The following is a 14,029-nucleotide window of genomic DNA, read 5'->3' as shown; positions in this document are numbered from 1 at the left end:
CCGACCCCTCTCCCGCAAGGCGGGAGAGGGGAGCAAACAAGCGGGAGCGCATGACGGATCGCACGGTTTTCGCTCCGCTCTCCCGCAACGCGGGAGAGCGGAGCCAAACCATACCCGCGATGTCGTCCCGCGCCCCATGGCAAAATCCGCAACCATGACTGACCCCCATCGTCCGGACCCCGACGCCCTCCTGCAACGCATGCAGGCGGAAGACGTGCGTGCGGCGCGGGGGCGGTTGCGGGTCTACTTTGGTGCATCGGCGGGCGTCGGCAAGACGTATGCGATGCTGACCGCGGCGCGGGCGCAGCGCGAGCAGGGCGTGGACGTGGTGGTCGGGGTGGTCGAGACGCATGGCCGAGCCGAGACCCAGGCGCTGCTCGACGGCCTGGCGCAACTGCCGCTGCGCGACGTGCCGTACCGTGACCGCGTGCTGCGCGAGTTCGATCTCGATGGTGCGCTGGGCCGGCGGCCGGCGCTGATCCTGGTCGACGAACTGGCGCATTCCAACGCGGCGGGCAGCCGCCATCCCAAGCGCTGGCAGGACGTGCACGAGCTGCTGGCCGCCGGCATCGACGTCTGGACCACCGTCAACGTGCAGCACCTGGACAGCCTGAACCAGGCCGTGGGCGGCATCACCGGCGTGCGCGTCTGGGAAACCGTGCCCGACACCGTGTTCGATGGCGCCGACGAAGTGGTGCTGGTGGACCTGCCGGCCGACGAACTGCTGCGGCGCCTGCGCGAAGGCAAGGTCTACCTGCCCGAGCAGGCCCGCCACGCCGCGCGCAACTTTTTCCGCAAGGGCAACCTGATCGCGCTGCGCGAGCTGGCGCTGCGCCGCACGGCCGACCGCGTGGACGACGATGTGCGCGCGTACCGCGACGCCGAGCGCATCACGCCGGTCTGGCGCACGCGCGAGGCCGTGCTGGCCTGCATCGGCCCCGGCGACGATGCCGCGCAGGTCGTGCGCAGCGCGCACCGGCTGGCCGGGCAGCTCGACTGCGACTGGCATGTGGTGACCGTGGCGGCGTCGCACCTGCTGCCGCCGGCCGAGCCGCCGCGCGTGCGGCTGCACGCCGCGCTGGAACTGGCCGAATCGCTCGGCGCCCGCACCGAGACGCTGGCCGGGCACGACATGGTGGCGGCCGTGGCCGGCTATATCCGCCGACACAACCTCACCAAGGTGCTGGTGGGCCGCGCGCCCACGGAATGGCGTGCCGACGGCGGTCCGGTCGAACGCGCGCGCATGTGGCTGGCGCGGACCATGGCACCGCTGCTGGGCGCGGGCGGGCGGCTGATCGGCCGGCCGTCGTTTGCCGATGCGCTGGCCGCGAACTGTCCCGAGATCGACGTGATCCGCGTGGCCGCCGATACCACGCGCGCCGACGCCACCCGGCCCGATGCGCCCGGTATCACCCCCGGCATGGCGCCCGGCATCGCGCCGCCGCCTGGCGTGGCGCTGTCCGATGCCGACGCCGCCCCCCGCCCCGGCCTGCGGCGCCGTGACTACGCCTGGGCCGTGGTGTGGTGCGCCGGTGCCACGGGGGTTTCCACGCTGGCGCGGCCGTGGTTCGACATCGTCAATATCGCGATGCTGTTCCTGGTGGCCGTGGTCGGCGTGGCGCTGCGCCACGGGCGCGGGCCGGCGGCGCTGGCGTCGGTGCTGGCCGTGGCGTCGTTCGATTTCTTCTTCGTGCCGCCGCGGCTGTCGTTCGCGGTCAGCGACGTGCAGTACCTGCTGACCTTCCTGGTACTGCTGGCCGTGGGGCTGGTCATCGGCCAGCTCACGGCCGGGCTGCGCGAGCAGGCGCGCGTGGCGGTGCAGCGCGAGACCGACGCGCGCACGCTGTACGAACTGGCGCGCGAGCTGTCGGCGGCGCTGACGCCGGACCAGATCGTCGAGATCGGCAGCCGGTTCCTGCGCGCCGCGCTGGACGCGCACGCCACGTTCTTCCTGCCCGATGCGGGCGGTCGGCTGGCGCCGGTGGCGGGGCCGTCGTCGCCCGATGCCGGCTCGCGCACGGCCCGGCGCGAGGCCGTGGACACGGTGCTGGCGCAGTGGGTCTACGACCACGGCGAGCCGGCCGGCACCGGCACGCACACGCTGCCCGGCAGCACCGTGCTGTACCTGCCGCTGAAGGCGCCGATGCAGACGCGCGGCGTGCTGGCCGTGGAGCCAAGCGCGTGGCACGCGCTGGCGCGGCCCGAACTGCGCCGGCAGGCCGACGTGTTCGCGACGCTGGTGGCCATCGCCATCGAGCGGCTGCACTACGTCGACGTGGCGCAGCGCGCGCTGCTGTCGATCGAATCGGAACGGCTGCGCAGCTCGCTGCTGGCCGCGGTGTCGCACGACCTGCGCACGCCGCTGACCGGCCTGCTGGGCATGGCCGAGACGCTGCAGCGCGCCAGCCCGCCGCTGCCGCCGGCGGCAGCGGAGACGGTGGCGGCGCTGCACGCGCAGGCGCGGCGCATGCGCACGATGGTGGTCAACCTGCTCGACATGGCGCGGCTGCAGCAGCACGACGTGGCGCTGCAGCGCGGCTGGCAGTCGCTGGAGGAACTGGTGGGCGCGGCGCTGGCGTCGATGCGCGACACGCTGCGCGGCCATCGCGTGCAGGTGGACGACCTGTCGGCGCTGCCGCTGGTGGAGTGCGACGCCGTGCTGGTCGAGCGCGTGCTGTGCAACCTGTTCGAGAACGCCGCCAAGTACACGCCACCGGGCAGCACGATCCGCGTGTCGGGCGAGGCCACCGGCGCGCCCGGCGACGGCGAGGTGCGGCTGGTGGTGGCCGATGACGGCCCCGGCGTGCCGGCCGGCCAGGAGCGCCGGATCTTCGAGAAATTCACGCGCGGCGAGCGCGAGTCGGCCACGGCTGGCGTCGGGCTGGGGCTGGCCGTCTGCGAGGCCATCGTGCAGGCCCACGGCGGCCGCATCTGGGTCGAGCCCGGCCGCCCCGGCGCGCGCTTCGTCATGGCGCTGCCGCGCGGCAATCCGCCCGACATCGCGCCCGAATTGCCAGAATCGTCCGACCAGCCCGGGCTGGTCGCGCCGCCCCAACCCACGCCGCACTGAGATGCCTTTCGACTATTCGCCGACCGTCCTGCTGGTGGAGGACGAACCCCATATCCGCCGCTTCGTGCGCGAGTCGCTGCAGGCCGAGGGCTGCGCCGTGCACGATGCCGACACGCTGCGGCGCGGCTTGATCGATGCCGGCACGCGCCAGCCGGACATCGTCATCCTGGACCTGGGCCTGCCCGACGGCGACGGCATGACGCTGATCCGCGAGATGCGCACGTGGACCGAGGTGCCCGTGCTGGTGCTGTCCGCCCGCACCGACGAGGCCGACAAGATCGCCGCGCTGGACGCCGGCGCCGACGACTACCTGACCAAGCCGTTCGGCGTGGGCGAACTGGTGGCGCGCGTGCGCGTGCTGCTGCGCCGCCACGCCAGGGCCAACCCCCAGGGCACGCCGCAGATCGCGTTTGGCGACGTGCGCGTGGACCTTGCCAACCGGCTGGTCACACGCGGCGAGGCGGCCGTGCACCTGACGCCGATCGAATACCGGCTGCTGGCCGTGCTGATCGCCCATCGCGGCAAGGTCATGACCCACCGCGAACTGCTGCGCGAGGTCTGGGGGCCGTCGCATTCGGAAAGCAGCCACTACCTGCGCGTGTACATGGGCCACCTGCGCCACAAGCTCGAAGCCGACCCGGCGCAGCCGGTGCATCTGCTGACCGAGGTGGGGGTGGGGTACCGGTTTGCGGGGTAGGGCGGGGAACGCGGGAATCCATCGCCGGAGAATTCGCGCCACGTTTGCGGCGTGGCGATGGAAGCGGTCTGTTCCATCCCTTTCCATGGCAACTGCCAACGCCCTTTGGAACGATGGGGGTCCGTCATCGGCAGGGCCGATGGCTTCCAGATATCGAACCTTTGGAGCAGACAATGGCAGACCAATTCCAATCAACGGCTACTTCGGCCGCGCTCGCGAGCGGCATTCCCTACTTCCGCGCCAACGCGACCGGGCCGGACGCCACGGCGACGGGCAGCACGGCGATCGCGATCGGGCAGTCGGCCAATGCCCCCGGCGCCGACGGCATTGCCATCGGGACCGAATCGGTGGCCGAGGGAAGCAACAATGCCGTGGCAGTCGGCACGATAGCGCGCGCCTCCGGCATCTACAGCGTAGCGGTGGGACGCGCCGCGCAGGCCACGGTGGGGCGCGCATCGGCCTTGGGCGCCGAGGCCAACGCATCGGGCGACCGCAGCACGGCCGTGGGGTCTACGACGTCGGCCACGGCGCTGTTCGCCACGGCCGTGGGCACGTTGGCGGTGGCCGCTGCCGAGGGTGCCTCGGCTTTCGGGCGACAAGCCAATGCATCGGCACCGTACAGCGTGGCTTCCGGCGCAGGCGCGGTGGCCAGCAGCAACGACGCCGTCGCTGTCGGCAGCAAGGCCAGCGCATCGGGCGCCAATGCCATTGCGCTCGGCGTCGCCGTTGCCTCGGCGGTGCGGGCCGTGGCAATCGGCGACCAATCGTCGGTGACGGCATCGCAGAGTGTGGCGCTGGGCGCGAATTCGGGCGCCAGCCAGATGTTCGCGTGCGCGATCGGCGCCAACACCCAGGCGAGCCAGGTTGGCACTGTGGCGCTGGGCGCCAGTTCGGCGGCTCCCGCGCTCTATGGATCGGCGCTCGGCAGCCAGTCGCGGGTCAATGTGGACTACGGTGTGGCGATTGGCTACGGTTCGGTATGCGATCGCGCGGGCGCGGTCTCGGTCGGCGCCGAAGGCGCGCGTACGCGCCAGATCGTCAATGTGGCACCCGGTGAGCAGGGGACGGACGCCGTGAACGTCGATCAGCTTCAGGCACTGCAGGCGCAGTTGACCGCGTTGAGCGACCGCGTTGCCAGCCTGACCGGGGCGAGTTGAGGTCGATATTCGCGCGAAGAATATAAAAAGGATAGCGAGATCTAAGTAATTTGTCCGTGGCATAAGAGGGCGCCCAGAAGCCGCCTACACTAAATCAGGACCTCGATTCGACAGAGGTTCCGGAGCCTTCCATGCCACGGACCCCCGCCTACGCCCGTCTCTGCCTGATCGCCATCCTTTATGCCGCCTTGTTGACCGGCAGCGTGAATGCGGCGGGTGAGCCACCCGCTGTCGCCCAGTCCCAGACCCGCGATGCCGTGGCCGCCTACGAGGCTGGCCATTTCGATGCCGCGCTGCAGGGCTTTGCCGCCGCCGCGCAGAAGGGCAATCGGCTCGCCCAGTTCAATTACGCGATGATGCTGCTGCGCGGCGAAGGCACGACCGCCAAGCCGCAGGAGGCGCTGGTCTGGCTGCGCAAGGCCGCCGACAACCAGATGACCCACGCCCAGTACACGCTAGGCGACCTGCACGAGCGGGGCGAGCTGGTGCCGAAATCGCTGGAGGATGCCAACCGCTGGTACGCCCGTGCCGCGCAGGGCGGCCACACGCAGGCCCAGATGGCGCTGGCGACCAACTACTTCACCGGGCGCGGCGTGCCACGCGACTACGGGCAGGCGTTCACGTGGTACAGCAAGGCCGCCACGGCCGGCGACGGGGGCGCGCAGTACATCGTCGGCAGCTATTACGAGCGCGGCTATCCTGGCATCGTCGACAAGGACATCGAGCAGGCCAAGATCTGGTACGCCCGCGCCGCCGCGCATGGCGACCCGGGCGCGCTGGCCAAGCTGCGGTCGCTGCTGGAAGAGGGCTTGCGCGCCAAGAGCCCGATGTAACCGGCCGCGACGGCCGTCCCATCGCCCTGGTTGCCGCCTCCGCGCTGCCATGCCGGCGGCAGGCGGCATGGGTCAGTGTTGCTCCATCCGCTTCCATGTCGTCCGAAAAGGTTGTCTGACACGATGGCCTTGCTACGTCGCCGGCCATCGCAGGCCGATGGCGGGCATCCCTACAAATACGGACGATCAGGAGCAACGCGATGGCGCAGGAAGGCATCAAATACTTTCGAGTGAACCCGGGCTGGAGCGAGGATGCCAATGCATCTGGCGCCGATTCGGTGGCCGTGGGGCCGGTGGCGGTGGCCAGCGGCGTCGAGAACATGGCATTCGGCGTCATGGCCCGGGCCACCGGCGAACACAATTCGATTGCGATCGGCGGCGTGGTGCAGGCCAGCGGCACGCGGGCGCTGGCCATCGGCGGGCATTCGGTGGCGGCCGCCCACGCGGCCCAGGCGTTCGGCGTCGATGCGTCGGCCAACGCCGAAAGCGCGCTGGCGCTGGGCTATCACGCCTCGGCGGCCGGCGCGCGCAGCGTGGCGCTGGGCGCCCACAGCACGGCCGACGCCGACGACGTGGTATCGGTGGGCAACGCCAATACGCGCCGGATAATCGTCAACGTGGCGCCGGGCGCGGTCTCGGAAACCAGTACCGATGCCGTGAACGGCAGCCAGCTCGATGCCACCGCCAAGCGGGTGACCGCGCTGGAGGATGGCACGCGGGGTCCCAAGTACCTGCACGTCAACAGCGCCGGGCGCGATTCGGTGGCCGCGGGCACCGAATCGATCGCTTTCGGCCCCGGTGCCGGCGCGGGCGGCCCCAACAGCATCGCCATCGGCCGGGGCGCGCTGGCGCCGGGCGGGGAAAGCGCGATGGCGATCGGGTCCGGCGCCGCTGCCACCGCCGACAGCGCGCAGGCCATCGGCGGCCGCGCGCACGCGTCCAGTACCGGCGACGTTGCGGTGGGCGTCAGTGCCCGCGCCAGCGGCGAGGGCAACGCGGCGCTCGCCGTGGGCTCCAACGCCAGCGCTACCAGCGGCAACACCGTGGCACTCGGCAGCGCGGCATCGGCGACCGCAACCGGCAGCGTGGCACTTGGCGCTGGCTCCACGTGCGACCGCGCGCAGGCCGTCTCCGTCGGCGCGCCGGACCTGCCGCGGCAGATCGTCAACGTGGCGGCGGGCACCGAGGCCAACGACGCCGTGAACCTGGGGCAGCTCAACGCCCTGCTGGAACAACTGGCCGGCTTGCAGACACGGCTGGCCGCGCTGGAAGGGCGGGGCTGACCGGCAGCCATCCGCACCCATGAAAAAAGCCGGCCACCCCCTCTCGGGCGTGGCCGGCTTTCATTCCAGGATGCCGATCCCGCTCAGCCCAGCTTCTTCTTCAGCAGTTCGTTGACCTGGGCCGGGTTGGCCTTGCCCTTGGTGGCCTTCATGGCCTGGCCGACCAGTGCGTTGAACGCCTTTTCCTTGCCGGCGCGGAATTCCTCGACCGACTTGGCGTTGGCGGCCAGTACGTCGTCGATGATCTTTTCCAGCTCGCCCGTGTCGGACATCTGCTTCAGGCCCTTGGCGGCGATGATCGCGTCGGCGTCGCCGTCGCTCTCGCCGGCCCACATCGCCGGGAAGACGTCTTTCTTGGCGGTGTTGTTCGACACCGTGCCGTCGGCAATGCGCGATAGCAGTTTCGCCAGTTGGGCCGGCTGGACCGGCGCCTCGTCGATGGTGATGCCGTCGCGGTTGAGCTGCGACGCCACGTCGCCCATCAGCCAGTTGGCGGCCGGCTTGGCGCTGGCGGCACCCACGGCCTGCACCACGGCCTCGTAGTAGGCGGCCATCGACTTGGTGGCCGTGATGGTGCTGGCGTCGTAGGCCGACAGGCCGTACTGCGACACGAAGCGCGCCTGCATGGCCGCCGGCAGCTCGGGCAGGTCGCGCTGCACGCGCTCGATCCAGGCCGCGTCGATCTCCAGCGGCATCAGGTCCGGGTCGGGGAAGTAGCGGTAGTCGTGCGCGTCTTCCTTGGTGCGCATCGCGCGCGTCTCGCCGGTGTCCGGATCGAACAGCACGGTGGCCTGGACGATCTCGCGGCCGTCCTCGATCTCGGCGATTTGCCATTGCACTTCATAGTCGATGGCCTGCTGCAGGAACCGGAACGAGTTCAGGTTCTTGATCTCGCGCCGGGTGCCGAACTTCTCCTGGCCCACCGGGCGCACCGACACGTTGGCGTCGCAGCGGAAGCTGCCTTCCTGCATGTTGCCGTCGCAGATGCCGAGCCACACCACCAGCGAATGCAGCGCGCGGGCGTAGGCCACGGCCTCGGCCGAGCTGCGCATGTCGGGCTCGGTCACGATTTCCAGCAGCGGCGTGCCGGCGCGGTTCAGGTCGATGCCGGTCATGCCCGCGAAGTCCTCGTGCAGCGACTTGCCGGCGTCTTCCTCCAGGTGCGCGCGCGTCAGGTTGACGGTCTTCTCGTAGACGCCCTGCTTGCCTTCCACCTGGATCGTGATCTGGCCGCCCTGTACCACCGGGATCTCGTACTGGCTGATCTGGTAGCCCTTCGGCAGGTCGGGGTAGAAGTAGTTCTTGCGTGCGAAGATGCTGCGCGGCGCGATCCTGGCGCCAATCGCCAGCCCGAACTGGATGGCGCGCTCCACGGCGCCCTTGTTCAGCACCGGCAGCACGCCCGGCAGCGCCAGGTCAACCGGCGACGCCTGCGTGTTCGGGGCGGCCCCGAACGCGGTGGAGCTGCCGGAGAAAATCTTGGAGGCCGTGGAGAGCTGCGTATGCGTCTCCAGGCCGATCACCACTTCCCATTGCATGGCGGTATTCCTGTATGAAGTCTTGCTGTATCGGTGTGCGTTTGGTGTCGAATCCGGGTCCCGCGTCTGGGTGTCGTCAGGGGTCCGGGCTCGCCAGCCATGAATCGAGTTGCGCCAGCGCGGCCACGCGCGCCACGGCGTCGCCGCCGACCGTGACACCGGACCCCTGGCGCGCGGCAACGTCGCGCCGCACGTGGAGTTCGCTGGTGCCGTCGAAGCCGTGGTACGCGCCGGGATAGATCTCCAGGCGGAAACGGGCCTTGGGCTGCCGGCTCTGCACTGCATTCTGCAGCATCGCGCAGCGCGTGGCGGGCGTCCAGTCGTCGGCGCCGCCAATCATCAGCAGCAGCGGCGTGCGCAGCCGGAAGTCGTGCTGCTGCACGGCGCGCTTGCAGCCGGGGTAGAACGCCACGGCGCGGTCCACGGTGGGCGTGCCTTCGGGCCACGGGCGGCTGGCGTCGATCGTCGCCAGCACGGCCTGCGCGCCGTTGGACCAGCCCAGCAGCACGATGCGCCGCGTGTCGATGCCGGGCTGCCTGGCCACCCAGCGCAGCGCGGCCAGCGTGTCGGCGCGGCGGGTCTTCTCGTCGATGGCGCGGTTGTCCAGCGCCTCGGTGCAGATGCCCTGCGCCTTGCCGCGCGGGCTGAAGCTGTCGGGCATCAGCACCGCGTAGCCGCGCTCGGTCAGCCAGTGCGCATAGTCGCGGTAGCGGGTCTGCAGCCCCCCGGCCGGGTCGATGACTTCCTCGATGGTGCCGGCGCGCCGGGCCGCCACCTTCATGTCGACCAGCCCGCCGCAGCCGTGCAGCGCCACCACCACGGGCAGCGGCTGGCTGCGGGCGACCGAGCCCTCGCGCGGCATGAACCAGTACGCGGTCAGCGCCGGCATGCCGGGCTCGGCGGGCAGGCGCACGCGCGCGGTGGCGGGTTCGGTGGCCGTGGCAGGCATCGCGAGCGGCGTGCTGGCCGGTGCCGACAGGGCCGGCAGCGGCGCGGCGGGCGCCATCGGCGCCAGCGCCACGGTTGGCTGGGCCGGCGCCGATGGCATCAGCGCGATGGCGATGGCGCCGGCCGCCAGCGTGCCGCGCAGCCAGCGGCCCACCACGGTGGGAACCGTCGGTGGCCGGGCAGAGGCGGGCTGGGGCAGCGCCATGGTCTGGGTCTGGTTGGGCGGGCCGCTAGCGCGTGCTGGCGCAGGCGCCGGTGCCCGGCTCGAACATCACGGGCCAGGCTTCCTCGTAGATGCCCGGCGTGCAGCGCGCCTGGCAGCCCGCGTGCGCCAGCGTGACGCGGCGCGGGTCCTGCCAGACCATCAGCTTGCAGGCGCTGCCGTCGTTGGCGCGCAGCTCGATGTGTGGCGTCTTGCGCACCTGGCGGAACTCGGCCAGGTTGAAGCTGCACGAGCCGCGCTTGCCGACCCACAGCTTCCAGTTCAGCTGCTGCACGGTGTTGTCGGCCACGCGCAACTGCGCGTCCTCGCGGAAGCCGTCTTCCTCGGTACGCTGGCAGTTGCCGACCAGGTCGATGTCACGCGCCGCGATGGGCGTGGAGCGGCCGACGAACGGGATCTGGCAGCCGGCCAGCAGCGTGGCCATCACGGCCAGCGTCAGGGCGGCGGCCAGCCGCAGCGGCAGGCGGGGCAGGGCGTGCAGGCGCATGGTCCGGGCGCCCCGTTCAGGCCGGACGGCGCAGGTGCCAGTCGGTGGCCTGCTGGAAGGCATGGGCCACCTGCAGCAGGCGCGCTTCGTCAAAGTAGTTGCCGATGATCTGCAGGCCGACGGGCATGTTGCCGTCGCCAAAGCCGGCCGGCACGCTCATGCCGGGCAGGCCGGCCAGGCTGGTGGACAGCGTGAAGATGTCGGCCAGGTACATCTGCACCGGGTCGGCGGTCTTCTCGCCCAGCTTCCAGGCCACGCTGGGCGCCACCGGGCCCATGATCACGTCGCACTCGGCAAACGCGCGCTGGAAGTCGTCGGCGATGATGCGGCGGATCTTCTGCGCCTGCAGGTAGTAGGCGTCGTAGTAGCCGTGCGACAGCACGTAGGTGCCCACCATGATGCGGCGCTTGACCTCGGGGCCGAAGCCCTCGGCGCGGCTCTTCTTGTACATGTCCAGCAGGTCGCGGTACTCGGCGGCGCGGTGGCCGTAGCGCACCCCGTCGAAGCGCGACAGGTTCGACGACGCCTCGGCCGGCGCGATGATGTAGTACACCGGGATCGACAGCTCGGTCTTGGGCAGCGAGACGTCGACCAGCGTGGCACCCAGCTTCTCGTACTGGGCCAGCGCGGCGCGCACGGCCTGTTCGACGTCGGCCGACAGCCCCTTGCCGAAGTACTCGCGCGGCAGGCCGATGCGCAGGCCGGCCAGCGGCTGCGACGCGCTGGCGCCGGCGCGCGGCTGGCCCAGCAGGCGGGTGAAGTCCTCGTCCACGCCGCCCTGCTCGGGCGACAGGCTCGTGGAATCCTTCGGGTCGAAACCGGCCATCGCGTTGAGCAGCAGCGCGCAGTCCTCGGCCGTGTGGGCCATCGGGCCGCCCTGGTCCAGCGACGACGCGAACGCGATCATGCCGTAGCGCGACACGCGGCCGTACGTCGGCTTGATGCCGGTGATGCCCGAGAACGACGCCGGCTGGCGGATCGAGCCGCCAGTGTCGGTGCCCGTGGCGGCCGGGGCCAGGCCCGCGGCCACGGCGGCGGCGGACCCGCCCGACGACCCGCCCGGCACGCGGCTGGTGTCCCACGGGTTGCGCACCGGCCCCTGCCAGGCGTTCTCGTTGGACGACCCCATCGCGAATTCGTCCATGTTGGTCTTGCCCAGCGTGACCATGCCGGCGGCGGCCAGGCGCTCGACCACGGTGGCGTCGAACGGGCTCTCGTAGCCGGCCAGCATCTTCGAGCCGGCGGTGGACTTCCAGCCGCGCGTCACGAAGACGTCCTTGTGGGCGATCGGCACGCCGGTCAGCGGGCCGGCCTGGCCGTTGGCGCGCCGCTCGTCGGCGGCACGGGCCTGGGCCAGCGTGCGCCCGGCGTCGACGTCGACAAAGGCGTTCAGGTCACGGGCCGCGTCGATGCGGGCCAGGTAGTCGCGCGCGAGTTCCTCGGCGGAAATGGTGCGGGCGGCCAGCGCGTCGGCGATCTGGCGCAGGGAGGTCTGTTGGTCGGCGGAAAAGGTCATGTCGGATCGGCAGGCGGCTGGAGGGTGGGCGACGGCTGGGCGGGCGTCGTCACTCGATGACCTTCGGCACCAGGTACAGGCCGCCTTCGGTGGCGGGCGCGGGGCGCTGGTAGTCGTCGCGGCGGTCGGACTCGGTCACGGCGTCGTCGCGCAGGCGCTGGGCGATGTCGCGCACGGCCGACAGCGGGTGGGCCAGCGGTTCGATGCCGGTGGTGTCCACCGCCTGCATCTGTTCCACCAGGGAGAAGAAGTTGTTGAGCTGGGCAAGCGTCTGCTCGGCCTCGGCATCGCTGGTTTCGATGCGGGCCAGATGCGCGATGCGCTTGACGTCGGAGAGTTCGAGAGCCATGGCGTGGTACGGCGCGCGCGCCGGGTTCGGTCCTGCGGACCGGGGGGTGTTGCGGCCGTGACGCGCGGGTGGGCGCCGGTTCGCGGACCGGCGTCCACCCAACCGTCGTCGGGTGGCCGTCGGGGGGCCCGCAAGGACGCCGCGCGTCCGGCAACTGGCGCCATGGCCAGGGGGTGCCGGACGGGTGCGCCCGGGGGGCACCCCAGGATCGTCGAAGTTACAAGTTTTTCAGGGCCCGAACGCCCCGAAACAGCCGGAATTATAAGGTATCATTACGCGCTGCTGTCTTGCCGCAGCGCGCGCTCCACTTGGGTTTCGGCGCGGCGGCCGGGCGGTGATGCGGTCGGCACAGTTCGCGCATCGGCAGACCGCGGCGGGCAGCGTCGCCAGCGGTGCCGATGGCCCCAGACGGACGGCATGCACCGCCGGGCGTCGCGAGCATGCAACAGTAATGCGCCATGATCGTGGCCTGGCCGTCAATTAGCGGCCCGTTTTCATCGTTTTTTCGGTCGTAAGAAACTGGTTCCTCCGATTAGGCTACTGCAATCGTCAGGCGTACTTCACGTATTCGTCCTGTCCGGCGCATCTGGCGGCGAACTTTCACGCAGAGTCTAATCAAAGGTTCCCGTAGGTCCGGCGTGCAACACCGCGCCGGCCCGAGCGGATCGCCGCTGGCGCACCGGGGGTTTTGCCGTGCCAGGGGTACCGGGCGCGCCGGCCAGGCCGGCGCGGCCGCGCACGCCGGGGAACCGTGAACCATCACCCTTGCAAACGTATTCGTGGCCGGGCCGCCGCAGGCACCGGCCGCTTCGCATACCCGCGAACCAACAGAAGACAGGATTCCTGATGTTCGGATTTCTCCGCAGCTATTTCTCCAACGACCTGGCCATCGACCTGGGCACCGCCAACACCCTGATCTACATGCGCGACAAGGGCATCGTCCTGGACGAGCCGTCGGTCGTGGCCATCCGTCAGGAAGGCGGCCCCAACGCCAAGAAGACCATCACCGCCGTCGGCAAGGAAGCCAAGCAGATGCTGGGCAAGGTGCCGGGCAACATCGAGGCCATCCGGCCGATGAAGGACGGCGTGATCGCCGACTTCACGGTGACCGAGCAGATGCTCAAGCAGTTCATCAAGATGGTGCACGACACCAAGCTGCTGCGCCCGAGCCCGCGCATCATCATCTGCGTGCCGTGCGGGTCGACCCAGGTGGAGCGCCGTGCCATCCGCGAATCGGCGCTGGGCGCCGGCGCCAGCCAGGTGTACCTGATCGAGGAGCCGATGTCGGCCGCGATCGGCGCCGGGCTGCCGGTCTCGGAGCCGTCGGGCTCGATGGTGGTGGACATCGGCGGCGGCACCACCGAGGTGGGCATCATCTCGCTTGGCGGCATGGTCTACAAGGGTTCGGTGCGCGTGGGCGGCGACAAGTTCGACGAGGCCATCGTCAACTACATCCGCCGCAACTACGGCATGCTGATCGGCGAGCAGACCGCCGAGGCGATCAAGAAGGAAATCGGCTCCGCGTTCCCGGGTTCGGAAGTGCGCGAAATGGAAGTGAAGGGCCGCAACCTGTCCGAAGGCATTCCGCGCGCCTTCACCGTGTCGTCCAACGAAATCCTTGAGGCGCTGACCGATCCGCTGAACCAGATCGTGTCGGCCGTGAAGATCGCGCTGGAACAGACCCCGCCCGAACTGGGCGCCGACATTGCCGAGCGCGGCATGATGCTGACCGGCGGCGGCGCGCTGCTGCGCGACCTGGACCGCCTGCTGGCCGAGGAAACCGGCCTGCCGGTGCTGGTGGCCGAAGACCCGCTGACCTGCGTGGTGCGCGGCTCGGGCATGGCCCTGGAGCGCATGGACAAGCTCGGCAGCATCTTCTCCTACGAGTAATACGTGGCTGGGACCGTGGTGACCCGCGTCGCCCCGTC

11 protein-coding genes are annotated in these 14,029 nt (G+C 70.6%); 6 read left to right on the top strand and 5 right to left on the bottom strand.

What is annotated here, in order from left to right; genetic code table 11:
- The first annotated feature begins 154 nt into the window (after positions 1 to 154).
- The 5 genes from EHF44_RS05210 (at position 155) to EHF44_RS05190 (ending at position 7,040) form a co-directional block, all read left to right on the top strand.
- Positions 155 to 3,070: a sensor histidine kinase gene (locus EHF44_RS05210; protein ID WP_253699987.1), complete on the top strand. Its 2,916-nt coding sequence runs from the start codon at positions 155 to 157 to the stop codon at positions 3,068 to 3,070.
- 1 nt (position 3,071) lies between these two features.
- Complete coding sequence (kdpE, locus tag EHF44_RS05205) at positions 3,072 to 3,767, top strand: two-component system response regulator KdpE (RefSeq protein WP_124682769.1); 696 nt, start codon at positions 3,072 to 3,074, stop codon at positions 3,765 to 3,767.
- Between the two features lie 173 nt (positions 3,768 to 3,940).
- A complete protein-coding gene (locus EHF44_RS05200; protein WP_172966011.1) occupies positions 3,941 to 4,924 on the top strand; it encodes a YadA family autotransporter adhesin in 984 nt (327 codons plus the stop codon).
- Between the two features lie 131 nt (positions 4,925 to 5,055).
- The gene (locus EHF44_RS05195; RefSeq protein WP_124682767.1) at positions 5,056 to 5,757 is read left to right on the top strand and encodes a tetratricopeptide repeat protein; all 702 of its coding nucleotides are present in this window, start codon (positions 5,056 to 5,058) and stop codon (positions 5,755 to 5,757) included.
- 200 nt (positions 5,758 to 5,957) lie between these two features.
- Entirely contained in the window at positions 5,958 to 7,040 is a 1,083-nt protein-coding gene (locus EHF44_RS05190) for a hypothetical protein (RefSeq protein ID WP_124682766.1), read from the top strand.
- Positions 7,041 to 7,123: 83 nt separating this feature from the next.
- On the opposite strand, the gene gatB is transcribed toward EHF44_RS05190, so the two are convergent.
- The 5 genes from gatB to gatC all read right to left on the bottom strand — a co-directional run bounded on the left by gatB (position 7,124) and on the right by gatC (position 12,101).
- Positions 7,124 to 8,578, bottom strand: coding sequence for an Asp-tRNA(Asn)/Glu-tRNA(Gln) amidotransferase subunit GatB (gatB, locus tag EHF44_RS05185; protein ID WP_124682765.1), 1,455 nt, complete (start codon positions 8,576 to 8,578; stop codon positions 7,124 to 7,126).
- 76 nt (positions 8,579 to 8,654) lie between these two features.
- On the bottom strand, positions 8,655 to 9,731 hold the full coding sequence (locus tag EHF44_RS05180) for a dienelactone hydrolase family protein (protein ID WP_124682764.1): 1,077 nt from the start codon (positions 9,729 to 9,731) through the stop codon (positions 8,655 to 8,657).
- A 25-nt stretch (positions 9,732 to 9,756) separates the two neighbouring features.
- Entirely contained in the window at positions 9,757 to 10,236 is a 480-nt protein-coding gene (locus EHF44_RS05175; protein ID WP_124682763.1) for a hypothetical protein, read from the bottom strand.
- A gap of 16 nt (positions 10,237 to 10,252) precedes the next feature.
- Complete coding sequence (gatA, locus tag EHF44_RS05170) at positions 10,253 to 11,752, bottom strand: Asp-tRNA(Asn)/Glu-tRNA(Gln) amidotransferase subunit GatA (protein ID WP_124682762.1); 1,500 nt, start codon at positions 11,750 to 11,752, stop codon at positions 10,253 to 10,255.
- Positions 11,753 to 11,801: 49 nt separating this feature from the next.
- Positions 11,802 to 12,101, bottom strand: coding sequence for an Asp-tRNA(Asn)/Glu-tRNA(Gln) amidotransferase subunit GatC (gene gatC, locus EHF44_RS05165; protein ID WP_124682761.1), 300 nt, complete (start codon positions 12,099 to 12,101; stop codon positions 11,802 to 11,804).
- A gap of 846 nt (positions 12,102 to 12,947) precedes the next feature.
- Between gatC and EHF44_RS05160 the strand changes: the two genes are divergently transcribed.
- Positions 12,948 to 13,991: a rod shape-determining protein gene (locus EHF44_RS05160; protein WP_019450345.1), complete on the top strand. Its 1,044-nt coding sequence runs from the start codon at positions 12,948 to 12,950 to the stop codon at positions 13,989 to 13,991.
- Positions 13,992 to 14,029 lie beyond the last annotated feature (38 nt).

The sequence above is a fragment of the Cupriavidus pauculus genome (assembly GCF_003854935.1).
Lineage (GTDB): Bacteria > Pseudomonadota > Gammaproteobacteria > Burkholderiales > Burkholderiaceae > Cupriavidus > Cupriavidus pauculus_C.
Note: the sequence above shows the minus strand (reverse complement) of the source record. Positions and strands in the feature narration are given on the sequence as shown.

Coding starts and splice junctions, on each gene's coding strand:
- EHF44_RS05210 (WP_253699987.1), top strand. CDS start 155: ATGACTGACCCCCATCGTCCGGACCCCGACGCCCTCCTGCAACGCATG.
- kdpE (WP_124682769.1), top strand. CDS start 3,072: ATGCCTTTCGACTATTCGCCGACCGTCCTGCTGGTGGAGGACGAACCC.
- EHF44_RS05200 (WP_172966011.1), top strand. CDS start 3,941: ATGGCAGACCAATTCCAATCAACGGCTACTTCGGCCGCGCTCGCGAGC.
- EHF44_RS05195 (WP_124682767.1), top strand. CDS start 5,056: ATGCCACGGACCCCCGCCTACGCCCGTCTCTGCCTGATCGCCATCCTT.
- EHF44_RS05190 (WP_124682766.1), top strand. CDS start 5,958: ATGGCGCAGGAAGGCATCAAATACTTTCGAGTGAACCCGGGCTGGAGC.
- gatB (WP_124682765.1), bottom strand. CDS start 8,578: ATGCAATGGGAAGTGGTGATCGGCCTGGAGACGCATACGCAGCTCTCC.
- EHF44_RS05180 (WP_124682764.1), bottom strand. CDS start 9,731: ATGGCGCTGCCCCAGCCCGCCTCTGCCCGGCCACCGACGGTTCCCACC.
- EHF44_RS05175 (WP_124682763.1), bottom strand. CDS start 10,236: ATGCGCCTGCACGCCCTGCCCCGCCTGCCGCTGCGGCTGGCCGCCGCC.
- gatA (WP_124682762.1), bottom strand. CDS start 11,752: ATGACCTTTTCCGCCGACCAACAGACCTCCCTGCGCCAGATCGCCGAC.
- gatC (WP_124682761.1), bottom strand. CDS start 12,101: ATGGCTCTCGAACTCTCCGACGTCAAGCGCATCGCGCATCTGGCCCGC.
- EHF44_RS05160 (WP_019450345.1), top strand. CDS start 12,948: ATGTTCGGATTTCTCCGCAGCTATTTCTCCAACGACCTGGCCATCGAC.